This is a genomic window from Tychonema sp. LEGE 07196 (genome assembly GCF_963890365.1).
GTDB lineage: Bacteria > Cyanobacteriota > Cyanobacteriia > Cyanobacteriales > Microcoleaceae > Microcoleus.
Genome location: NZ_CAWPRX010000215.1, coordinates 1 through 23,236, shown reverse-complemented (window position 1 = coordinate 23,236; position 23,236 = coordinate 1). Strand labels below are relative to the sequence as shown.

Below are 23,236 nucleotides of genomic sequence, written 5' to 3'. Positions count from 1 at the left end.
GGTAATCGGTAATTGGTAATTGGCAATTATGAGGCTGTACTTCACAAAGGTTGAAAACAGTTATATAGCATTTCTCAGATAGATGAGGTATGTAATAAGGCTGTAAAGTCCCGATATTCAGGGAATAGGAGTGCACCTCATCTTTTTAAGAAAGGCTATAATAAGCCACAACTAATGATTGATGACTAATAACTAATAACCAATAACCAATAACTAACAACTAATAACTAACAACTAATAACCAATAACCAATAACCAATAACCAATAACCAATAACCAATAATCAATAACCAATAACCAATAACCAATAACCAATAATTAATAACTTAACTAATAACTGAGGAATTACAAAAAAAATGGGCTTATTTGACGATTTCAGCCGCTTTCTAGAGACCAAATTAGAAGAATTTTTACGCAGCAATCCCCATCTGGAATTGCAAGCAATAGAAGAACAACTCAAGGAACAAGAAGAAGATACTCTGCGGCTGATTCTCGAAATCCAGAAACAAGAAAAAACACTGCAAGCAGAAATTCTCTCCGCCGCCCAAGAAATTCAGCGCTGGAACGATCGAGCAAACAAAGCCAAAGCAGCTCAAAGGCTGGATTTAGCTCAAGCCGCCCAAGAGCGACAAGCAGCTTTGCTGCGTCAGGGAAATCAGCGCTGGGGACAAATGCAGGGCTGCAAAGAACGAATTGAAAGAGCCAAAGAACTGTACCGCCAAATTCAATTGCGGCGAAAAGAAGTTCGCTCAAAAGCAGCGGCAGCGGAAGCCGCAGCGGCCGCTCAAACTACTACTAAAGCAGAGCAGAATTGGGATACCAAGGGTTGGAATCAGAGTTATAATTATCAGAGTTTTAATGCGACAGATCCTTTAGAGGACAAGTTTCAAGACTGGGAAGCTCAGGAAGAACTCGATCGCATGAAGCGCAATATGGGCCGATAATTATCTATAGCGATCGGACTAAACGAACAGACCATCGTCACAAAAAAGGTTTGTAGTGCCCACTTGCATACGCTTGCTTGGCAGAGGACTGAAGTCCGCACTACGAACGAATCTGATTGCGGTCAATGGGACATCCTATGACCGATCGAGCAAAGATTTATGCAGCAAGTCTATTTGAGATTAAATAGCATTCTCAGATTGTAGGGACGATTTTGGCAAATCCAGCCTGTCATATCAAATCCTCTCTTCATCGGAATAGTAAATTCAGGCGTTGACTGTTAACTGTTAACTGTTAACATCATGTATGAGTGCAACCGGAAGTGATATCACCCATAATATAGAGAAATAGTCGCCTTCATGGCATCATAGAAACTTGTCCCTCACATAACTGAAATTGATGACCGCTCAAAATTCCCCTGTTTCCCCCATCACTTGGAAAGAAGACAGAGTTCTGCTAATTGACCAAAACCGACTGCCACAAGAATACGGCACTGTCGAAATCAGCCACTCTCAAGATATGGCTGAGGCGATTAAAACTATGATAGTCCGAGGTGCTCCGGCGATCGGCGTAGCGGCAGCCTACGGGATGTATTTGGGCGCGAGGGAAATCGAAACGGGCGATCGCACCGAATTTCTCGCTAAACTAGAACAAGTTGGTGAATTATTGCGATCGACCCGTCCCACAGCCGTTAATTTGTTTTGGGCAATATCCCGAATGCTCAAAACAGCAAATCAAACTAGCGGTTCCGTCGAACAAATCCAAAAAACTTTGTTAGAAATGGCTAAAACCATTCAAGCCGAAGACTTGCAAACTTGTAAAGATATCGGCGACAAAGGTTTAGAAGTTCTGCCAGCAACACCCGAAAAATTGAACTTACTAACTCACTGCAACGCCGGTGCCTTAGCTACAGCAGGCTACGGAACAGCATTAGGTGTAATTCGTTCTGCTTGGCGAGAAGGCAGACTCGGCAGAGTATTTGCAGACGAAACTCGCCCCCGTCTCCAAGGTGCAAAACTCACAACTTGGGAATGCGTGCAAGAAGGAATTCCCGTCACATTAATAGCCGACAATATGGCCGCCCACTGCATGAAACTCGGCATGATTCACGCAGTAGTTGTCGGTGCAGACAGAATCGCTGCTAACGGCGACGCAGCCAATAAAATTGGTACTTACAGTTTAGCAATTGTTGCCAAAGCTCACAACGTCCCCTTCTTTGTCGCCGCACCTTTATCAACAATTGATTTTGAACTTTCAGACGGCAGCCAAATCCCCATTGAAGAACGCGATCCAGTGGAAATGTATCAAGTTGGAACTACGCGAATTTGTCCAGAGGGTGTAGAATTTTACAATCCCGCTTTTGACGTAACTCCGGCCGAATTAATTTCAGGAATTATCACCGAACACGGCACGGTTGCTCCTGGAAAATTGAAACAGTTTCAAGCAAAACAATTAGTTTAATTGTATGTTACTCACCCGCTCTATTCACGCAAAGTTATTGCAAATAATCCCGCTTTTGTCAAGTAGGTTTGCCGATAAATTTCAGGGAAAGATTGAGGGAGAATTTTTAGGGAAATGCCAAACAACTGTCAGGACAAAGCAGTTCTGTTTTCCTAGCGCGACTCAAATTTGCAGCAATGTTACAAGCCGGATTCGTAGCTGTCGCAATCGGCAGAGGAAAGTTGCGATCGCAGCTATAACTTTGCCAGTTGTTTTTGCTACAGTCGCTCAGGCTCAATTGTCGCCAACCTTGAAAGCTCAGGAATCAGCAGCTAAACAATATGTGGCAGCGATGAATAAAGGTCAGCAAGCCTACTATGCAAACAATACGGGTTTTACAAGTTCTGTTGCCAATCTAGGTCTAGGTCGCATTAAAGCTGACACAGTTAATTACAAATATTCAATTAATACTGGCAACAAAGCTGTATTTAATTATGCAGTGTCGAATCAAGCTAATCTCAAAAGTTTTGTGGGAGGAGTTTTTTTAGTAGGCAACAAGAGGCAAACAATTTTGTGCGTAAATGTAGCTTCGGGCAAGATTAAACCAGCTAATCCCATTAATACTAATGGGGTTTTAAACTGTGCTGCTAAAACAGCAAAAATTGTTAAATAAACTATTTTTAATTTATGTGTGATTTAGCCGACAATTGGATTGTCAGCGCAGATTTGGCTAAGCAATTGCTGTTAGGAGGAGCGACTCTGCTTGATGCTCGCGAACCTGTTTTAAAGTGGTTTTGCCGTCTGCCGCCAGCTATTCCCGTAACTTGGCAGCAATTTGCCTGTTCCGACTTTCCGCACCAAGGTAAAATTCTCGAAGATGATGCAGTTTTAACAGAAAAATTGCAAGCATTGGGAATTTGTCAAGACCAACCAGTAATTGCGATCGCCGATTCCGCGAAAGGCTGGGGCGAAGACGGGCGGATTGTTTGGATGCTGCGAACTTTGGGACACGAAAAAGCTGTGTTTGTCGATGGAGGATATCGAGCTTTTGTTAAAGCTGGAATCGATCGCACAAAGCGCACAAATCATCCATCGCAGCCAGGAGATTTTATTGTATCTCGCCGCTCGAATTGGGAAATCAATCGGGATGATTTAAAAGCTATTTTAGGTAATGCTAATTTAGCAGTGATTGATGCGAGGGAACCGCGAGAATATGCAGGTAAAACGCCTTACGGAGAAACCAGGGGCGGTCACATTCCCGGTGCGGTGCATCTCTATTACAAACAGTTAATGGACAAACAGGGAAAACTGCTGGAACGCGAGGAAATTGTCGCTATGTTGCAGCAGAAAGGAGTTTCGCAGTCAACTGAAATTGTGAGTTATTGTACTGGGGGAATTAGGTCTGCATGGTTGACTTGTGTCTTGACAAATTTGGGATTTAATGCTAAGAATTATGCAGGTTCAATGTGGGAATGGTCGGCTGCGCCTGCGGATAGCTATCCTTTGGAAAAAAAACCTAGGGCGCGTTAGTTTGGAGCTTTTAATTTATAGTTGAAATAACGATAGCTGACGCACTTTAGAGTTTCAGTGGTAGCGGTAGGGGTGCGTCAGCTTGGAGTTTCTCAACTAACGAGCGAATCTTAGCTGCTGACGCACCCTACCTTCGCTGCTCAGTTTTACTTAATTCAACAGTTTTTTATGACAAACTTCAGAATTGATAATTTTCAACCTTGGCAAATTGGAGTTATTTTAACAATTCTAATTCTGTCAGTTATTTTCAGCAAAGTTTCTGAAGCTCAATTGTCACAAACGGTTAAAGCTGAGGAATTAGCAGCCAGACAATATGTTAGCTGGATGAATAGAGCTCAGCAAGGTTACTATGCTGAAACTGCCAAATTTACAAATTCTGTTGCTAATTTAGGTATTGGCATAAAGTCTGAAAATGCAAATTACAAATACTCAATTAGTACGGAAAACAATGCTGTATTTAGTTATGGAGTTTCGCGGAACGCTAATTTGAAAAGTTTTGTAGGAGGAGTTTTTTTGATAGAAAATACCATCCAACAAATCCTGTGTCAAGCTAATGCTGCTAGCACGACCAAGCCAGCAAATCCTACTAATAATAATGGTACTTTAGCCTGCGGTGCTAATACGATAGAAGTTTCTCAATTGTCACCAACGGTTAAAGCTTCTGAAGCAGATGAAACAGAAGGCAAACAATATGTGGGATCGATGAATAAAGCTCAGCAAGCTTACTATCTTGAGAATGGTGAATTTACGAATTCCGTTCCCAATCTAGGTCTTGGTATTAGAACTGAAACTGCGAATTACAAATACTCAATTAGTACGGAAAATAAAGCTGTGTTCCACTACGGAGTATCGAAGCAAGGTAAGCTCAAAAGTTTTGTGGGAGGAGTTTTTTTAATAGGAGATGCTACCACAAAAATCACAGTCAGAATCCGACGTTTGGTGGAAGGAGTTTTTTTAATGGATACTACCCCAGGAATCACCACAGTCAGAATCCTGTGTCAAACTAATGCTGTTAGCACGACCAAGCCAGCAAGTCCTACTAATAATAATGGTACTTTAGCCTGCGGTGCTAATACGGTAGAAGTTGTGCGATAAATGCAAAAATTGTGGAACAGGCTCTTATAGCCTGTTCTTAGGTCTTAAACAATCAAGCTGGATAATCTCAACCGACTTGTTCGATATACTGAGCGAGATCGTCGCGTAGGCGGCTGAGTTCGGCTTCGGTGGTGACGCGCACGCGATCGTCCCTAACCGTAATCAGCACTTTTGCAGCAAAAGGAGTTGGCCAGATATTCGGGTTGCAGAAAACTTCCAAAAATACATCCCCTGCATACCGATATTCCATAGGTTTTTGGGGAGAAGCTTTAGCGCCAGCCGTTTTGGCTGCTACAGCTTTCAAGCTTTCCATCAAAGCTGCAATTTCGCTTTGCAAATCCCGCGCGGCTTGCGGGGAAAAGCTAAAGGAGACAGAACCTTCGACTAAATTCAGTGTCAGCGGAGAAAGAGACATGGGCAATGAAATTTAACATACAATTGTTAATGATAAAAGATATAGTAACCCAAAAGAAGTACCTGCCAGCTAAATTGGACTGCGAGAATGCTATTAATTACAATTTGTCTCAAGAAGCTGGGCAAAATTAATGAATGTAAATCTAACCGCAACCTAGATTCTACAATACTTTTAATTTGCGATCGCTCGATCGGCTTTAAACTAGAAGCCATAACACTTGATCGCCGATCGAGGAGATTTTATGGTTGCCGATAACCGTTCCGAAGTCCGCAAGGTTTTAATCATTACTTTATTGCTCAACTTACTGGTGATGGCAATTAAAACAGCCGTGGGATTGCTGACTGGTTCCCTCAGTTTGTTGGCAGATGCTTTGCACAGCGTCACGGACAGCGCTAATAATATTTTAGGATTGGTCACTAATCATTATGCCAACCCGCAGCCCGATCGCGATCATCCCTACGGACACCAAAAATATGATGCGATCGGTGCTCTGGGAGTTGGTACTTTTCTGTTAATTGCCTGTTTTGAAATTCTTAGCAATGCTGTCGAAAGGTTGCTACATGGCGGTAAATCTGTCACCATATCCCCCCATGAATTGTGGATTTTGTTGCTGGTACTGGGGATTAATATTTTTGTAACTTTTTACGAGCGCAGAGTTGGCGAACGTCTCGGTAGCGCGATTTTGGTGGCTGACGCGCAGCACACGATGAGCGATGTTTGGGTGACAATTATGGTCATCGGCGGGTTGATCGGTGTTTGGCAAGGGCAGGTTTGGAATATACCTCAATTACAATTCCTGGACGTGTTTTTGGCTTTTCCTGTGGCTCTTTTGGTGTTTCGCAGCGGTTGGGAAGTTTTCAAGAAAAATCTGCCTTGGTTGGTGGATGAAATGGCGATCGCCCCGGAAGTTATTCAGGCGATCGCAATGGATGTACCGGGTGTGCTCAACTGTCACTCGATCGCCTCCCGCGGTGCGATCGGGCGTCAAGTGTTTGTGGAAATGCACATGATTGTCAGTGCTACAGATGTAGAAACTGCTCACCAGATTACAGAAGAAGTAGAAGCCCGTTTGGAAGAACGTTTCAGCCCTGTACGCATCTTAATTCACGTCGAGCCTCCGGCTTACGAGTCCGATCGAATTAGCTACGATTCTCAAGAGAATGAAGCAGGGAAGAGGATGCAGGAAGGAGGAAATATCTAGGCTGTACCGGCAGCAAACAGCAGACTCTGGGATTGAGCAAGAAAGCCTTTTTGGGCGATCGGCATTCCTAGATTTTTTGAAATTTTATCAATCGGATTCAAGGGATCGCACTTCATTTTGTGGCGCTTTTCCACAGGAAAAGGGGGGTTTTCCACAGGAAAAGGCAAGTTTTCCACAATAAATTTGATAATTATCGATCGAAAGACTATTGGTACAAGTTCCGAGTTTTTTGGATTTCTACAGCCATTTTCTGTCGCAAATCCCAAGGTAGCAGAATTTCGACTTGCGAGCCCAAAGCTCGCAACCACCTCAGCGGGTAGTAGTCTGTCACTCGGTAAGTGACTTGATAGTAAGCATCGTCGGTTGGGCGAGACTGGAGAATTTCTAAAAGTGCCGATCGCTCTTCTGGATTGGGGGTGTATTGTGTGATTAATCTGGCGGCGCGATCGCAGTCTATGGCGCGACAGGTATGGTGAATGCTGATTCCTTGCAGGTAGGATTGAGCAAAAGTGCGATCGAACCGCAATACCATCAGCGCCGTTTCTTTATAAAAATCGCAGCCCCAAGCTTCCTTTAACATATCGTTAACTGTTTTGGGAGTTGGCAGGTTCTTTTCCTGATATTTTTCCTTGAGTAATTGGGGGACGCGGGTATCTTGCCAATCTAGCGGTTCTATGCGTTTAGAAATAATGCGATCGAGCCGATATTTGTACCAATTGATATCACCTTTGGGAGTGCTGCCGTAGGCACACAAATATTTAGCTCGTTCCATAAAGTAAATGCAAACAGGATAAACAACGCACTCCTTAATCAGATTTTGATGAGCGCTGCGATAAGTTAGCAGCAAAGGAGTGATGTTTCCCGAATCCCAAATTTCCTGCAATTCGCTCTGAAATTGCTCGACAGCATCTTCTAGGCTGCTAGATTCGGGCACGAGATAATCAACATACAAAAAGACGCGGTGAGTATCTTCATCTCCTGCTGCTGAAACTTGTTCCGCCAACAAAGGCAAACTCGGATCGAGAAAACTAAACATATCCAGATAAATCTGTGCTTTATAACTCAAATTGCTTTCTGTATTGGAGTTTTCCAAACTATCTAATATTGAGGGAGTTGTTTCTAGTCGGCAATAATTCTTACTTCTGCCAGCATCAGATACTCGTCGCAGCCAATTGCGACTAACCAGCAAATCGAAATCATTTTGCAGAGATTTGCGAACTTGAGCAAATAACTTTTCTGCCAATAGTTCGTCTAATTCCGAATCAGCAATTGCGATCTGTTTTTGCAAAGATTGCCGCCACTCGTTTACAGGTAAATCCCATTTAAGCAACCACTGTTGGGCTGTTATGTTGCAGGCACAATTTGGATCTGGATAGTTGGCAATATCTTCTTGCTTTTCATCTTTGTAATTCTCGCCAAAGAAAGCTTTTCGCCAATCAGTATAGGTGAAGGAATTTGCCAGGGCATTATATGCTTCGTCGCTGTACAGCCAAGTTAACAAAACCCATAACCTGATGGCGCGGGTCAGATTTTGCATTTGGTCGAGGGAACCGTTGGCTAATTGTTGTAAAATCTTGGGGTTGGGGGGATTGCCAAAGGTTTGGTTCACGGTGGGTTTGAGGGATTGGTGTTATGTTTTTCTAGCGTAAGGGCGATCGGAAGGGGGGTCTTCCTATAGGATGCCATAATCGGCGTGAAAGTTGAGCAAGACGGAGAGACAAGCTTTATGAGTACATCTGAGTTCGACAAGTACAAAGTTGACCACCTGTTTTTGCTGATTGGCGAGAATCCTTTGCCGAATTATGTGGCGGCGAAACTTTTGTTAAATCCAGGAGGTACGCCCTACCTTGTGTATACGACTGGTACAGAGAAGCCAGCCAAGCGTCTGCAAACAATATTGAGTAGCGAACCAATTGGTTTAAAGACAGCTCAACTTGTGCCCCTCAACGATGGCGAAGCTGATGCCTATCAGATTCAAAAGGCAATTCACTCTAAGCTAGAAACTATTAAGGATGGAAAAATTGGATTGAATTATACGGGCGGTACGAAGGCGATGGCTGTACACGCTTACAGAGCAGTTTTTAGCAAAGAGCGTCCCCAGACTGTGTTTAGCTATCTTGACCCGCGTAGGTTGGAGATATGTATAGACAGGGAAAATGGCGATCGCATCCGCGTCAAAGTGAAACCAGAATCTCTGGAAGTTAAACTTGCAAAACTTTTCCAAATTCACGGCTTAGAGTTAAAAGGAAATCCTACACAAGAAGCGCAATTACCAGAATTAGCAGCAGGACTCGCCACAGTATTTAAGGATGAAAATCAAGCAAAGCGTTGGTTTGATTGGTACTACAACGTATTCTGTGAAAATGCACGAAAGAAAAAAAATAGTAATTATGGTGATTGGAAAAGCAAGTCCGAGTTAGAGAAGTTATCGGTATCTCTAGAAACAGCACCACCAGCAGTCATTGCATACCTAAAAAGAGAAAACTTGGTGACACCGGATGATAAAATATCGTTACAAATAGTACAACAAAAAGGTATTTTTACGGAAATCAAACATTTTTGTAAATACCTGGATGGGTTGTGGTTAGAGCATTATGTTTTGCAGCAAGTCAAAAATATTGCCGATTTGCATTCTATCAAGGACTATGGACTTAATTTTGAAGTTCCTCTTAAAGGAACTAGAAGCGGATTTGAATTTGATGTAGCGTTTACACGAGGCTATCAGCTTTTTGCGATATCTGTTTCAACAACCAGCAAAAGAGACTTGTGCAAAAATAAGCTATTTGAAGCCTACTTGCGAGCGCGACAAATGGGCGGTGATGAAGCGAGAGTTGCTTTAATTTGTTGTACTGACGAACCAGATACTCTCAAAGCAGAGGTAGCAGTGCTAGATGAGAAAAAGATTGCTGTATTTGGACGGGACGATCTAATGGATTTATCGATCAAGATTGAAGAGTGGATTAAACAAAACGATAAGGATGCAAGATGAGACAATTTACAGTAACTGTACTCGACACAACGGGAATTCAACCTTATATTTTCGGTAGTAACCGCCTGCGCGAAAATATAGGCGCATCTTACCTAGTTTCTCAGGCAACAGATGACTGGGCTAGAGAAGCTTTACATACCTTCGCGCGCCAAGATATAAACCGAAAAATTTACGCATTCGATCCTGAAAAACATCAACCAGAGGCAAAACCTTACATTGAAGATGATGAATTAGCTGCTGAATTAGTTTATGCAGGTGGCGGCAATACAGTATTGTTGTTTTCAGACAAGCAATACGCGGTGCAATTTACTCAAATTTTGAGCAAGCGAATCTTAGAAGAATCACCAGGAATTAATCTTGTAGCTGTTCATCAAGAGTTTGATTGGGATAGTCAATCTCTATATGATGTCGTTCAGAATTTGATGAAAAATGACTTGGATGCCAAAAAGCGCAGCCGGATACCTTCCGCACCATTGCTAGGTTTGGGTGTGACTGCCGCTTGTCGATCGACTCAGTTAATTGCTGTAAAGATGAGCGATCCATTTGAGGATGACGAACCCTATCTTATTTCAACAGAGATTGATGCAAAACTCAAAGTTGTTTCTAAAGCTAACAATAAGCTGCAAAAAATGTTTGCCTCTGCTTTGGGTTCCTATGAATTCCCTCTAAGAACCGACAAAATGGGTCGTTCAGAAGGAGATTCTAGCTATGTTGCTGTAGTTCATGCTGATGGCAATGGTATGGGTAAACGCTTTCAAAATTTTGGCAAAGATAAGTGTAATCGAGACTACATTATCGCCATGCGCCAACTATCCCACAGCGTCAATCAGGCTGGTATTGATGCGCTGAAAGAAGTGGTAGAGATACTGGTTAAATCAATTAAGGTAGATGCCGATGGAAAAATAAAAGTCAAGGGTCAGTTTGAGATCAAAGATAATTACTTGCCCTTCCGTCCTCTAGTCTACGGTGGTGATGATGTCACTTTCGTTTGTGATGGAAGATTGGGATTAGAACTCGCCGCCATTTTTTTGCAAGAATTTGAGAAAAAGCTAGTTGTAGGCAATGAAAATGGTAAAAATCCTCTCACAGCCTGTGCAGGAATTTGTGTTGTAAAAACTCATTATCCCTTTGCACGCGCTTATCAACTTAGCGAAGATTTATGTCGCAAAGCTAAAGGGTTTGTCAAAGATGAAAAGAAAGGAGATTTCTCAGCTTTAGATTGGCATTTGGCGGCTAGTGGTTTAAGTGGTTCAATTTCTGAAATTCGCGATCGCGAATACAAAGTACCCGCAGGTAGTTTATCAATGCGACCTGTAAGTTTGAAAAAAGAACAAGATAGCGATTGGCGTACTTGGGAAGGTTTCACAAAAGTAGTCAAACACTTAAATGAAGATAAAGATTGGAAAGGTCGTCATAATAAGGTTATTGCCTTACGAGATGTTCTGCGTCAAGGACCTGATGCAACTCAGAAGTTTCTCAAAAACTACAGAATAAAAGATGAGCAACTACCACTTTTTCCAGAATTTAGCGGTCAAAGTAGAGATTTAGCTGAGAAAGGTTGGCTGAGTGGAGTTTGTGGTTACTTTGATGCGATTGAAGCGATGGAATTTTATATCTCATTGAGGGAAGAATCAGATGCCAATTTATCAACTGAAAATAAAACTGCTGAGTGATACAACTTTTGGACGGGGAGATGGAGTCGCAGGTTTAATTGACCAAGAAGTCGAACACGATCCTTTTGGCTTTCCCTACTTGCGGGGACGTACTCTCAAGGGATTGCTGAGTGAAGAATGCGATAATTTAATTGCTGTGTTATCTCATCACAAACAGGATTGGGAAAAAGTTGCTTGCGATTTGTTCGGTACCTTGGGGAGTACCATAGGGACAATAGGTGCAGTTCATGTAGGTGATGCTTGTTTGCCAGAGGATTTACGTCAAGCGGTTGGTTTCCAGATTGATGATAAAACTTTGACAAAAACAGAGGTACTTGATTCGCTAACAACTATCCGCCGTCAAACTGCAATAGACCCACAATCCGGTACACCTGATGAAGGGAGTTTGCGTTCGTATCGTGTAGTTTTGCGCGACCTTTGTTTTACTGCTGACTTAATTTTTGAGAAAATTCCAACTGATGAAATGCTATCGCTTTTAGCAGTGGGCTCGCTAGCAATTCGGCGCTTAGGGAGTGGCAGAAATCGAGGTCGCGGTCACGTTCAATGTACGTTACACGATGAAGATTGTAATGAGATAGCGCATCGTTATGCTCACTATTTTGGACAACAAATTAAGGAGAAAGTTGTATGAAAGCAATTACTTTGTCATTGAAAAGTCAGCAACCAATTCTTGCTACTTCATTTCAAGGCGATCCCAACAGTGATGTATCGTACTCTTACATTCCTGGTAGCATGATTCGCGGTGCAATTATTGGGCGTTACATGAGGCAGCATCACTTGTCAGAACTTGATTTAACCAATGCAGAAGTGAAGAGATTGTTCTTCGATGCCAATAGTACCCGCTACTTAAATGCTTATCTTTTGAGTTACGAAAAGCAACCGCAACGCACTCTTCCCCTGCCTTTATCTTGGTTCAAGGATAAGGATGATGAACTTAACGATGATTCGTCTATCACTGTATATGATTTCAGTATTGATAGAGGAGACGATCCAGAAACTCCTAAATCTGTGGGTGAATACTTTTGGACTAAGAAAGGTGGAGTGGTTAATTTATACAAAAAAAGGCGGCGGATTAATATTCATAATTTTCGCGATCGCCAAAAAGGACGTTCTACAGACAATCAAGGTGAAATTTTCCGCTACGATGCCCTAGATGCGGGACAAACCTTTCAATCCGTCATCCTCTGCGAAGATGGAGACGCAACAGCAATTCATATGTTATTAGTTACCGAACCCAATATTTGGTTAGGCGGTTCTCAAAGTGCTGGATACGGACATACCAAGATTATCGACTTAGAAATCCTTAATGATTGGGATGAAATTGGAAAACCTGCTGAAGACCGCGAGGGTGAAGAAAATTTAAGCATTACACTTTTAAGTGATACGCTTTTAAGGAATGAATGGGGACAGCCTGTTGCCGATCCAATGTTAATTAAACAGGCTGTCGAGGAAGTGTTAAATATCTCATTACCTAAACCTAGCAATATTTTTGCAGGCAGCACTTTAATTGGTGGATTTAACCGTAAATGGGGATTGCCTTTACCGCAAGTGCCAGCATTGGCTGCAGGCAGTGCGATCGTTTTTGAAGGTGTTGAGATTGATGAATCACAAATTCAACAACTTGAAGCTCAGGGAATTGGAGAGAGAAGAGAAGATGGTTTTGGACGAATTGCTGTCAATTGGTTACAAGATGAAAAGTTTACAGTCAGTTTAGCTAAGCCATCTAGTAGCTCTACTTCATTGAAAAAAGAAGGTTCGCGTTTTTTAGCTGAACAGATGGCACAAAGATTGTTAGAACAAAAGCTAGAACAATATCTTCAAAAAGAGGTTGAACCTTTAACTTTGCAAGAATGCATCAGTAACAGTCAATTATCACGACTACAGTCTGTTGCACGACAAGGACTTTCCAATGGCGATTTTAGTTTAGTTATCTCACTGCTAAATAATTTACCATCGAAGGCGAAGAATCAATTTGAGCGCACAAAAATTGGCGATAAATCATTCAGACAACAGCTAGATGAGTGGTTGAGCAACCCAACTGATTGGATTAATGGAATAGAAGTAAGAATTGCTGGTATCGATCGCAAGTTTGATGACGATCGCGCCAGAGAGGATAAGCTAGCTGAAAAATATACGCTGCGGCTGATTATGGCGGTAGCGAAGAAGGCAACTAAGGAGAAAAAATGATGACTCAAGAACGTCTAAATCGCTGTCACCGCCCGATCGCCAAACGCATCATTGTACGGGGTACGTTAATCTTAGATACGCCGACTTGCTTGGGAAGCGGTGACGCAGATAGTCCAACGGATATCGCATTGCTGAGAGATAGCGTGAGCGACTGTGCGCTTTTAACTGGTGCATCGATTGCAGGTGCTTTGCGAAACTACTTGCGGGAGTACCAACACGGATACGGTGTAGAGGAACAAAAGGGCGATCGGGCTACTACGCTATTTGGTGGTACTCGTCGCGATCCTGATGGCGAACAAAGTCCATTAATTATCAATGATGCTATCAGCAGCACTATCCCCACTGTGGAATTAAGAGATGGCGTAGAAATTGAACCCATAACTGGCACAGCTAAACCAGGCCATAAATATGACTTGGAACTGTTAGCGGCAGGAACAAAATTTTCACTTTCCTTTGAATTACTGGTAGAGAAGGATAAAAATTCTGCAGAACAGCAAGCATTAATTAATGATTTAGCATGGGCTTTACAAGGCTTAGAAAAAGGTAAAATTGGGATTGGCATGAAAAAGCGGCGCGGTTTTGGTCGCTGTCATGTCGAAGAGTGGCAGGTTTGGAACTTTAACCTGGAAGATGCTAATGATAGAAATTTATGGTTAAAATTTGAGCATTGGCGTACAGGTTTCATACCTATATTTAACGTATACACATTAATTAAAGAGGGACTAACTCAAGCAGGACTTCAAGTAGAAGAAAGTTTGGAAGATAAGCGCGATCGCTTCCTCATCCACGCCGAATTCAAATTAGTAGGTTCCCTCCTCATCCGTTCCGGTCAAGACTCAACTGGACGCGCCCCGGATGTCGTACACTTGAAATCTCATCGTAATGATGAACTCAAACCAGTCTTATCAGGTACGAGTTTAGCAGGAGTATTGCGCCATCGAGCCGAGCGAATTGTTAACACATTGGGCGGTAGTTCAACACTTGTTAATGAGCTATTTGGTTTTGTTGAAGGGAAGGAAGCAAAATCAAGCCGTTTGGTTGTCCACGAGAAAGTTATTAAAGATGCAACCGACTTAGTACAAAATCGGATTGCGATCGACCGTTTTACAGGAGGTGCATATCACGGCGCATTATTTGACGAACAACCTATATTTGGTGGTGAAAAAACTCGTGTCTGTATTGAGCTAGAGTTGCGTAACCCGAATGAATATGAAATTGGCTTGCTGTTACTATTGCTGAAAGATTTGTGGACGACTGATTTACCTGTGGGGGGTGAAAGCAGTATTGGACGGGGAAGATTGAAAGGAATCAAAGCAGATTTCATCCGACATCATCCCCAAAATCCCAAACAATGGCAAATTACAGAAAGTAAGGGAAATTTGCTAATTGAGGATATATCGGATTCAAGCAAGTCAGAAACTTTGGTTAAATATGAATTAGAAAAATTTGTCAAGGCTTTGTTGAAAGAATTAGGTAAGGAGGTGTGAATATGAGTGAAGATAGACAGGCGCAAATAATCAATTTCCAAGATGATGATGAGTTACGCAGTTGGTTAGAATCTAAAGCATCATCTGTATCCGCACAGACATCTTACCTATTGGCTCATGCTGAAGATGGGATAATTTGGGGAAGGTTTGATAGTAAAAAATTAACAACTGCTGAAAAGATATTTCACAAGCGCGATCAAGTTGATTTACCTGAATTGCGGTTACTCACACTGCAACAATGTCGGATATTTGGTCGAGATGGCGAAATTCTACTGTGGCGGATTAGCGAGACAAAGTTTAAATGGCGTTTCATCGGGAATCCAGAGGAAGATAAAATCCCAGAAAGTCAGATTCTTTGGGGAACGCATGGAGAGAAGCAGCGTAACTTTACTTTGCTTTGGGATGGTTCGCAAGGACTAAAACACGCCGTGCCGTTTACTGATATCGAGTTGGAGGGCGATCGCTTAGTTAAACCAGTACGTTTGCTCGTGCATCACTACATCAAATATGAGGAAGAAACGGGTTTAGCTCGAATCTATCGCAGCCGTCTTGTCGATCTAACTACTAAACAGGAGATTAAGTCATGAATCCCAAACATATCAAACAAATCACAGACTCTGAGCGGGTAGCTAAAGCACCTTACAATTTTGTAGAATTACCTGAAAAAGTAGTTGAAGCAGAATTACCTTTACCAGAGGGCGATCGCTATCATCCAGACCGACATACTGGAAGAATTGAATGTACTTTAACAACTAAATCTCAACTATACACCCGTTGCGGTTGGAGTCCCGATGATTTTGCTAAATACTCAGAACCTCCCACACATAAAACAAAAGAAGAAAGAGAGCGATGGGAGAAAGACGAAAAAGTCAAGTGGGAAAAGGAAAGACGAGAAATTCTTGCTGCCTTCTTTAGTTACCCTGGCGCTAATCTTGCTGCCATATCTGGTAGTAGTATACGCGGGATGCTGCGAACTTTAGTAGAAATTGTTAGTTTTGGAAAAATAGACCGTGTTTCAGAGCAACAGCGCTTTTTCTTTCGAGCCGTTGCGGCAGATAAGGACGATCCACTGAAGGAAGAATACAAGAAATATGTCAAACCCAAAAATATTAAAGCTGGTTACTTGCTAGAAAGACAAGATGGTTGGTTTATTCGTCCGGCTATGCCTGTTGATGAGGCTCCCTTCGTCTGGGTTAAAGAGGATAAGTTACGGTCAATCTCTGGGTTTATTCCAATGAACAACCTATCAGAGTATACACCTCAGTATTTTATGAATATTAGTTTTCAAGATATCTATACAAAAAATACTCGCCGATTTGCTGGGGAAGTCAGTAGCAATTGTACAGCCTATAAATATCAAGGAGTTATAGTGACTAGTGGCAATATGCTGGAAGGAGGAAATAATCCAGGCGATCTCAAACGTCAGAATCACTGTATTATCCGAGAACCCAACCCAAAAGCTGAACTGATTCCAATTAGTGAAGATGCTATTCAGGACTATTACAATGCTTTAACTCCTTTTCAAAAGCAAGAGCCACCCTTCGATAAAAATAGAGGTTTTCTAAAAAATGGTCGCTGTATCTTCTACTGTCAACCCCAAGCTGGACAACCAGTAACGCTATTTGGTCAAAGTCCTAACTTTAGGATTCCTTACTCTCATCAAGGTAATGGAAAAGCTTCAACAGCACGAGATTTTATTCCCGATTTCCTGAAAGATTCTAAAGAGAAAACCGCAATCACTGATATAGCTGAAGCTATTTTTGGCTTTGTCCGACGTGACAAGCAACCTGAAGGAATGGAACAAAGTCGTGCTGGTAGAGTGTTTATCAGTAATGGCATCCTGAAGCTACATCAGGAAGAGAAGGTGCAGCAAAGCCTGAATCAAGAACCCAAAACTATTCTGTTATCTAGCCCAAAACCTACAACATTTCAGCATTATCTGGTTCAATCACAAGAAACTGGGGCAAATAAGAGTCAACTCAAGCACTATGCTAGCACTCCACCAAACGGTACAGAACCAGGAAAAACAGTTATTCGAGGACACAAGCTGTACTGGCATAAACCTGTTCAGATTGAAGTTCCCAGTGACACAGTAGATACCCAAACGAGTCTAATTAAACCGATTGATGAAGGTATTAACTTTTCATTTACCATCTACTTTGAGAACTTGAGTAAAGTAGAGATTGGTGCGATATTGTGGGTATTGATGATTGCAGAAGACGAGAAATACTGCTTTTCTATAGGTATGGGTAAACCTTTAGGGATGGGTGCTGTTAAGGTAAAAATTGATGAGCTTTGGTTGGGCGATCGCACTCAACGCTACGACACATTATTCACTGATGACAAAAACTGGGATCGCGGAGAGAAAGCTAACACTGATTCTGAACTTAAAGATTGTAGGAAAGCTTTTGAGGATTACGTACTGAAGAATATTCACGAAAATGACCATCCAGAGGGACGTAAAGCTACTAAATTAGATGAACTCCCGCGAATTGAAATGTTATTGGCCATGTTGCAATGCGAAGGTTTGCAACACTCACAAGATGCTGAGTATATGACGATTGAACCTAACGAATACAAAGAGCGTCGAGTTTTACCAACCCCGTTACAGGTAGCAGGAATTGATGATAATCGCAGAAGTCATCAAACTTTTTCACCAAGTACGCGACCAAGTATTGTTGTCAAGTCAGAACGGCAAGTAGAAATTGCTAAAGCTGTTCAGTCAAAAAAATTTGAGATAGGACAAATTTTGGAGGCTACTGTAGCCAGCATCAACAGCAATAAGGTAACTTATCAGATGTTGGAAGTCTTAAAGCTTACGGAAAAGGAGCCTAAAAAAGCAGCTTTATTGATAGAAGGACAAGCAGTTCATGTTAAGATTACTGCTCTTAAGGAAGATGGGAATATTAAAAGTGTCAAATGTGTGGATTGATTCGCTTTCCCCAGAAGTGCGATCGCCCTTCCACTCCCCCATCCATCCCACCAAGGCCGATCGCACTTCTGATGCACTTGCAAAAAACGGCTACTCTTACAAGAAATTAACTGATTTTTCCAATATCTGATTATAATTAATATATATAGTCAGTTAAAATAAGCATAGATTGCATCAAGGAGCAAATTACGATCGCTAATCGTGAAGACTATCAAAAAATGACGGCTGAAGAATACCTAGAATGGGAAGCCAAGCAAGAACTTCGCCATGAATACATTGACGGAGAAATTCTGGCTGTGACAGGAGGCTCTCTTCCTCATATCGACCTGCTGTATGAAGGTGTTAGCTTTGAACAAGAGTTAGAGGTTGACTAATTCGCCGAAGCCACAACCTCAACAGAAGACATCCCTCGAATTTTTATCACGGCCCGCCGATTAGTTTGTCTGACTCCCGTACTAGCAATTCATTGACAATCGCCACATTATTTTTATAAATTTCCAATCGAATTGCGTTCCGGTCTGAATATTGGAAAGTTACAATATAGGTAATACCCCGATCGCGATCGGTGAAGCGGTACTGCGGTCTGCTTGTCGTACCCTTAACATCAAAACCTGTTAGGTTAATCTTACTACCATCTTGCTTGTTTTTAACGTAAAGGATGTAATAAGCGGGTTCCCACGCCCAAAAAGAAGCTTGCCACTTTGAGTTAGAAAAGGTTCCCCGAATCGAAAACTGCCCCACGGTTATTGGACAGTTGTTCACCTCGTCGTCAATTCCCTTACTGCTATCTAAATTAGCTTGACACGGCTGGTTTGGTTTGTCTGCCCAAGCTGCAAACGATAGAGATAAACAAAGCGGTAAAGTGCAAACTGTTGCCCACGCGATCGCTTGAATTTTTACCATGAGTTTTACCTCAGTTGTTTGTCGTTTATCCCAACGAGTTTAACTGCAACTCCTCAAAAATTTCTAGATTGTTGCACAATTTAATACAGCCGCTTCTTCCACTACCCCATTTTATCAAAAGCGATCGCCTTTTCCCCGTGCTAAAATCATCTCCATAAAATACGCCACCTCAATTTTGGAGGTTATTATGCCCTCCAGCGCTTACAAAACCGTCAGTTCAGTCCTCAAATAATTTCAAATTACCTACACCGAATCAAATTTCATAGTAGAAACAGAGTTTCATGTCTCCGATTATTTTCGAGAAGATTTGGAATTTACTATGCGAGAAGGAGTGGTTGACAATTCTGAATTTGCAGTTGGCGAAAATTTGATTTATCCAGTGCTCAAAGAAGTTTGGAAGCGCTATTACAGCGGATTTGTTTTGTGGAGCAATCAATCTCTCACCTGCGATCAATATCTTTCTGGATTTCCTGAATATATTTTAGCTAAACGTTCTTCATTAGGAAAAGTTGTTTTTGAACAACCTTACTTTCTATTAGTTGAAGCGAAACAAGATAACTTTGAGAATGGATGGGCGCAGTGTTTGGCTGAAACGATCGCCGCACAGCGACTAAATGAAAATTCAGAGCAAGAAATATTTGGAATTGTATCTAATGGGGAAGTATGGCAGTTTGGCAAACTCAAATCTAATGTTTTTACTCGCAATCAAACGTTTTATACAATTCAAGAATTAGACAAACTATTTGCCGCGATCAATTACGTGTTTCAACAGTGCGAATTGCTGCTGGATGCTGAAACGAGCGATCGCAATTAAACAGAGTTTGAAGTATCTCTTCGTTCTAAGTTCTATCTAGTTCATTTTCTTGACGTATCCATTGCCGTAAAGTTTGTTCCGCGCCAACCTCATCTTCCTGCGCTTGGGCTAGAAATTCATAGAGTTTTATTTTGGGAACTTGGAGAAAAGTCGGGCTAATTTCAACTTCTTGATATTCTTCGCCTTGAAGTTGATAGATGCGCCAAACCCGCCCGTTAAAACGCCAAAATTCAGGAACTCCCATACTGGCATAAAGTTCCAGTTTCTTGATATCTGTGTGCGTAATATCGATTTCTACTACTAAATCTGGTGGCGGATCTTGCTGCAAATTTACCGTTTTTCCTGCCACTAGCGGTTGGTTCTGGATGTAGTAAGCATTATCCGGTTCTGCACCCCGATCCAAATCTTCCCGATCGAGCGTTGTCGAACCCATCGTTTTAATTTTTAAACCGAGTTCAGCGACTAAGAAATAAATAAAACGTCCGATCAATTCTCGGTAAAATTCATGTTCTTCTAAAGGCATCGTAATTTCTAAAGTGCCGCGATCGTAGGTAAAATGGGCAGAGCGACTCTCGCCAATTGCACGGACAATTTGCTGATAGGCTTGCCAATTCAAGTTGTGGAAAATTACCCGTTTTTCGCCGATCGCTCGGGGTGCATTTAATAATAGAGGAGTAGTCACCATATGCAACACAGTTGACAGTTGACAGTTGACCCTTCAACTTTGTTCGGGGCGACGCCGTTGACAGATAAATTTTCTGTGTAAGTCCTGTAATTAACACAGGACTTACACACGGCATCTATCCAAATCGAAAATCAAAGATCGAAAATCGAAAATAGTATCACTCCCACTCGATCGTACCAGGCGGCTTAGAAGTAATATCGTAAACCACCCGGTTCACCCCCTTAACCTCATTCACAATCCGGTTCGAGATCAGTTCCAACAAATCGTAAGGAACCCGCGCCCAATCAGCCGTCATCCCGTCTTCACTTGTGATAAATCGCAGAACGATCGGGTAAGCATAGGTGCGCTGATCGCCCATCACCCCAACACTGCGAATCGGTAGCAAAACAGCAAAAGCTTGCCAAAGTTCCCCGTACAATCCGTGCCGGTTAATTTCTTGGCGAACTATGAAGTCAGCATCTCGCAAAATATTTAGTCTCTCTGCGGTAACTTCTCCTATAATCCGAATCGCCAATCCCGGGCCCGGGAAAGGTTGTCGGTTCACGATTTCTTCGGGAAGCCCGATCGACCGGCCGACTTTTCGCACCTCATCCTTGAACAACTTTCGTAGCGGTTCGATCAACTTAAAGCACAAATCTTTAGGCAACCCGCCCACATTGTGGTGACTTTTAATTTTAACAGCAACTCGTTCGCCGCTTTTCGGGTCTACATTCGTGTCAGCAGATTCAATCACATCCGGGTAAAGAGTACCTTGGGCTAGGTAATCAAAAGGGCCCAGACGCTTCGATTCTTCTTCAAATACACTGATAAATTCGTGACCGATCCGCTTGCGTTTTACTTCAGGATCGGTAACACCTTCAAGCTTAGCCAAAAAGCGACTGCGAGCTTGAACGTACTGCACCGGAATGTGGAATTGCTCTTGAAATAATTTCACCAACCGTTCCGGTTCCTGCTTCCGCATAAACCCTTGATCGATAAACATACAAGTAAGTTGGTCGCCGATCGCCTGGTGCAGCAAGAAAGCCAAAGTCGAAGAATCAACCCCACCGGATAGAGCCAACAAAACTCGTTGATCTCCCACCCTGGCACGAATTTCGCGAATAGTTTCCTCGACAAAAGTAGCTGTCGTCCAAGTCGGTTCGCACTCGCAAATATGGTAAACAAAATTGCGAATCAAAGCTTGTCCGCCGATCGAGTGAACCACTTCTGGGTGAAACTGAACGCCGTACAAACTTTTCTCGTGGTTAGCCACAGCAGCAGACGGAGTATTGTCCGTGTGAGCGAGGATCTCAAAACCCGACGGCAACTCGCTACAGGAGTCTCCGTGGCTCATCCACATCGTGCTGCCCTCCTCGACATTTGTCAGCAAATCCGTAGGATCGTCAATAAATAGCGATGCCTTGCCGTATTCCGCCAACTTAGCCCGCTCAACTGTCCCGCCGAGTTGCTTTACCATCAACTGCATCCCGTAGCAAACACCCAGCACTGGGATTCCCAAATTCCAAATTTCCGGATCGCATTGAGGAGCTCTTTCATCGTATACAGAACTCGGCCCTCCTGACAGAATAATTCCTTTAGGTGCGATCGCTTTTAACTGTTCTGCAGTAGTGCGGTAAGAAATAACTTCTGAATATACTTGAGTTTCGCGAATGCGGCGAGCAATCAGTTCGGAATATTGCGAACCGAAGTCGAGAATCACGATCATTTGGCGGTCTATTTGCCCCAGAGAAGAGTTTGTGAGGTCAGAGTCAGTTTCTATTTGAGTAGTCACGGTGATTGCGTAATTGCTAATTGCTAGTTGGGCAGAATGTAGCGGAGGTATTGGTGGCTGCTTGAGTCCAAAATTGATGGAAGCGAGCTACCCTTAGTCGCTAGGAATAAATAAGATTTATACTAGATTGCTGTCAGCGATGTCAGTCAATTAATAGGGTCTGCGACAAGCATAAATTTACTTCGAGCCTTACCCTAATTAATTAAACTATTGCATCAGAAATTTATTCAGGACGCAACCCAGTATAATCAAGGTCTAGGGACTGAGAATTATTACTTGTTAAATATTATCCCTGAGCTATCTTTTACAAAGAATTACGGGATATTCACACTACATTAACAAATTTGTGTCAAAAATGTATCTCCTATGTCACTTTTAACAATAATTTTGCGATCGCGCCCAAACATCACCGATCCCACGGGAATACGCTGGTTAGTGTGAGTAAAAATGCAATCCGCCGATCGCAAGTCTATTTCTCGGCTAATCTCACCGTAAATTCGAGCGACCCAATTGCTACCAGTTGCCGCATCCAAAGCCCGCAGTTGCCCGAGAGCCTCTTGGGCCGTCGCTGCTGAAAAAATCGCGGAACAGGCATCGGCGGGCATTCCAGCTTTAGCACAGTAAGCTGTGAGAATTTCCCTGCGCCCATCGGCGAGGTGGTGGTGAGTGTGAAAAATCCCCGCCGCCAATTTCATCAATTTACCGTGATAGCCAAACAGCAAAATCGATCGCACGCCCTGAAATCCTGCCTCTACCAGCAGCGGGCCCAGCCAGTTAGCAGTTTTCACCAGCCGCTGCGGATCGATCCCCAGTTGTCGCGCCAAATCCAAGCCATTTTCGCCGATGCAGAAAACTAAAGTGTCAAACAGTTCGGCTTTTTGTTGCAGTTGTTCGCGATAAACTTCCAACTGTCCGGGGGCGCTCAGCGGTTGAGAAATGCCCGTTGTACCCAGCAGCGAAAGTCCTTCTACGACACCGAAAGCTGCGTTAGAAGTGCGGGCCGCCAGTTTGCGCCCTGAAGGCAAAATCAGGGTGACAGTAATTTTTTCTCCCCGTGCGAGTTCTCTGCTCAGATTCGATCGCAGCAGCCGCATAGCGTAATCATAGATTGCCGCTCCTCCACCTGCTTTGTGATGTCCAATTCCCTCACCCCCAACAATCACAATCTGCTC

The 23,236-nt window shown here is 42.7% G+C and carries 24 protein-coding genes; 16 read left to right on the top strand and 8 right to left on the bottom strand.

The window, feature by feature from the left end:
* Nucleotides 1-356: 356 nt before the first annotated feature.
* The 5 genes from AACV78_RS27625 (at nt 357) to AACV78_RS27605 (ending at nt 5,007) form a co-directional block, all read left to right on the top strand.
* Nucleotides 357-944: a TIGR04376 family protein gene (locus AACV78_RS27625; RefSeq protein WP_194009612.1), complete on the top strand. Its 588-nt coding sequence runs from the start codon at nt 357-359 to the stop codon at nt 942-944.
* Nucleotides 945-1,341: 397 nt separating this feature from the next.
* Nucleotides 1,342-2,403, top strand: a complete 1,062-nt coding sequence (gene mtnA, locus AACV78_RS27620) for an S-methyl-5-thioribose-1-phosphate isomerase (protein ID WP_194009611.1) — start codon at nt 1,342-1,344, stop codon at nt 2,401-2,403.
* A 289-nt stretch (nt 2,404-2,692) separates the two neighbouring features.
* On the top strand, nt 2,693-3,055 hold the full coding sequence (locus AACV78_RS27615) for a type IV pilin-like G/H family protein (protein WP_228042498.1): 363 nt from the start codon (nt 2,693-2,695) through the stop codon (nt 3,053-3,055).
* Between the two features lie 14 nt (nt 3,056-3,069).
* On the top strand, nt 3,070-3,912 hold the full coding sequence (locus tag AACV78_RS27610; RefSeq protein ID WP_194009609.1) for a sulfurtransferase: 843 nt from the start codon (nt 3,070-3,072) through the stop codon (nt 3,910-3,912).
* Between the two features lie 168 nt (nt 3,913-4,080).
* Nucleotides 4,081-5,007 carry a type IV pilin-like G/H family protein gene (locus AACV78_RS27605; protein WP_194009608.1) on the top strand — a complete coding sequence of 309 codons (927 nt, stop codon included), beginning with the start codon at nt 4,081-4,083 and terminating at the stop codon, nt 5,005-5,007.
* A gap of 67 nt (nt 5,008-5,074) precedes the next feature.
* Here the strand turns inward: AACV78_RS27605 and AACV78_RS27600 are convergent, their stop codons facing one another.
* Both AACV78_RS27600 and AACV78_RS27595 read right to left on the bottom strand, forming a co-directional pair.
* A complete protein-coding gene (locus AACV78_RS27600) occupies nt 5,075-5,422 on the bottom strand; it encodes a hypothetical protein (RefSeq protein ID WP_015174783.1) in 348 nt (115 codons plus the stop codon).
* 26 nt (nt 5,423-5,448) lie between these two features.
* Nucleotides 5,449-5,634 (bottom strand): hypothetical protein, encoded by a 186-nt coding sequence (locus AACV78_RS27595; protein WP_194009607.1) that lies wholly within the window; start codon nt 5,632-5,634, stop codon nt 5,449-5,451.
* A gap of 29 nt (nt 5,635-5,663) precedes the next feature.
* Here AACV78_RS27595 and AACV78_RS27590 point away from each other — a divergent pair, with 29 nt between their 5' ends.
* Nucleotides 5,664-6,623 carry a CDF family zinc efflux transporter Cdf31 gene (locus tag AACV78_RS27590; protein ID WP_194009606.1) on the top strand — a complete coding sequence of 320 codons (960 nt, stop codon included), beginning with the start codon at nt 5,664-5,666 and terminating at the stop codon, nt 6,621-6,623.
* Here AACV78_RS27590 and AACV78_RS27585 read toward each other — a convergent pair.
* Nucleotides 6,620-6,799 (bottom strand): hypothetical protein, encoded by a 180-nt coding sequence (locus AACV78_RS27585; RefSeq protein WP_194009605.1) that lies wholly within the window; start codon nt 6,797-6,799, stop codon nt 6,620-6,622. The genes AACV78_RS27590 and AACV78_RS27585 overlap by 4 nt on opposite strands.
* A gap of 29 nt (nt 6,800-6,828) precedes the next feature.
* Entirely contained in the window at nt 6,829-8,232 is a 1,404-nt protein-coding gene (locus tag AACV78_RS27580; RefSeq protein WP_194009604.1) for a TIGR03985 family CRISPR-associated protein, read from the bottom strand.
* 117 nt (nt 8,233-8,349) lie between these two features.
* Between AACV78_RS27580 and AACV78_RS27575 the strand changes: the two genes are divergently transcribed.
* The 9 genes from AACV78_RS27575 to AACV78_RS27535 all read left to right on the top strand — a co-directional run bounded on the left by AACV78_RS27575 (nt 8,350) and on the right by AACV78_RS27535 (nt 18,265).
* Nucleotides 8,350-9,612 (top strand): Card1-like endonuclease domain-containing protein, encoded by a 1,263-nt coding sequence (locus AACV78_RS27575; RefSeq protein WP_194009603.1) that lies wholly within the window; start codon nt 8,350-8,352, stop codon nt 9,610-9,612.
* The gene (locus tag AACV78_RS27570) at nt 9,609-11,285 is read left to right on the top strand and encodes a Cas10/Cmr2 second palm domain-containing protein (RefSeq protein WP_194009602.1); all 1,677 of its coding nucleotides are present in this window, start codon (nt 9,609-9,611) and stop codon (nt 11,283-11,285) included. The genes AACV78_RS27575 and AACV78_RS27570 overlap by 4 nt, the downstream gene beginning before the upstream one ends.
* Nucleotides 11,248-11,916 (top strand): RAMP superfamily CRISPR-associated protein, encoded by a 669-nt coding sequence (locus AACV78_RS27565; RefSeq protein ID WP_194009601.1) that lies wholly within the window; start codon nt 11,248-11,250, stop codon nt 11,914-11,916. The genes AACV78_RS27570 and AACV78_RS27565 overlap by 38 nt, the downstream gene beginning before the upstream one ends.
* Complete coding sequence (locus AACV78_RS27560; RefSeq protein WP_194009600.1) at nt 11,913-13,472, top strand: hypothetical protein; 1,560 nt, start codon at nt 11,913-11,915, stop codon at nt 13,470-13,472. Before AACV78_RS27565 ends, AACV78_RS27560 begins: the two co-directional genes overlap by 4 nt.
* Complete coding sequence (locus AACV78_RS27555) at nt 13,469-14,959, top strand: RAMP superfamily CRISPR-associated protein (protein WP_339383810.1); 1,491 nt, start codon at nt 13,469-13,471, stop codon at nt 14,957-14,959. Before AACV78_RS27560 ends, AACV78_RS27555 begins: the two co-directional genes overlap by 4 nt.
* Nucleotides 14,960-14,961: 2 nt before the next feature.
* Nucleotides 14,962-15,546, top strand: coding sequence for a type III-D CRISPR-associated protein Csx19 (gene csx19 / locus AACV78_RS27550; RefSeq protein WP_194009599.1), 585 nt, complete (start codon nt 14,962-14,964; stop codon nt 15,544-15,546).
* Nucleotides 15,543-17,891, top strand: a complete 2,349-nt coding sequence (locus AACV78_RS27545) for a TIGR03986 family type III CRISPR-associated RAMP protein (protein ID WP_194009598.1) — start codon at nt 15,543-15,545, stop codon at nt 17,889-17,891. The genes csx19 and AACV78_RS27545 overlap by 4 nt, the downstream gene beginning before the upstream one ends.
* Nucleotides 17,872-18,021, top strand: a complete 150-nt coding sequence (locus AACV78_RS27540; protein WP_194009597.1) for a hypothetical protein — start codon at nt 17,872-17,874, stop codon at nt 18,019-18,021. Before AACV78_RS27545 ends, AACV78_RS27540 begins: the two co-directional genes overlap by 20 nt.
* Nucleotides 18,022-18,109: 88 nt before the next feature.
* On the top strand, nt 18,110-18,265 hold the full coding sequence (locus AACV78_RS27535; protein ID WP_339383809.1) for a hypothetical protein: 156 nt from the start codon (nt 18,110-18,112) through the stop codon (nt 18,263-18,265).
* Nucleotides 18,266-18,311: 46 nt separating this feature from the next.
* Here AACV78_RS27535 and AACV78_RS27530 read toward each other — a convergent pair whose 3' ends face one another.
* Nucleotides 18,312-18,794, bottom strand: coding sequence for a hypothetical protein (locus tag AACV78_RS27530; RefSeq protein WP_194009596.1), 483 nt, complete (start codon nt 18,792-18,794; stop codon nt 18,312-18,314).
* A 331-nt stretch (nt 18,795-19,125) separates the two neighbouring features.
* Between AACV78_RS27530 and AACV78_RS27525 the strand changes: the two genes are divergently transcribed.
* Nucleotides 19,126-19,608, top strand: a complete 483-nt coding sequence (locus AACV78_RS27525) for a hypothetical protein (protein ID WP_339383808.1) — start codon at nt 19,126-19,128, stop codon at nt 19,606-19,608.
* Between the two features lie 25 nt (nt 19,609-19,633).
* Here the strand turns inward: AACV78_RS27525 and AACV78_RS27520 are convergent, their stop codons facing one another.
* From AACV78_RS27520 to cbiD, 3 genes are all read right to left on the bottom strand, one after another.
* Nucleotides 19,634-20,293: a Uma2 family endonuclease gene (locus AACV78_RS27520; RefSeq protein ID WP_194009595.1), complete on the bottom strand. Its 660-nt coding sequence runs from the start codon at nt 20,291-20,293 to the stop codon at nt 19,634-19,636.
* A 157-nt stretch (nt 20,294-20,450) separates the two neighbouring features.
* Entirely contained in the window at nt 20,451-22,064 is a 1,614-nt protein-coding gene (gene guaA / locus AACV78_RS27515) for a glutamine-hydrolyzing GMP synthase (RefSeq protein WP_333197560.1), read from the bottom strand.
* A 335-nt stretch (nt 22,065-22,399) separates the two neighbouring features.
* A partial coding sequence (cbiD, locus tag AACV78_RS27510; RefSeq protein ID WP_194074360.1) for a cobalt-precorrin-5B (C(1))-methyltransferase CbiD occupies nt 22,400-23,236 on the bottom strand: 837 nt, incomplete at its 5' end.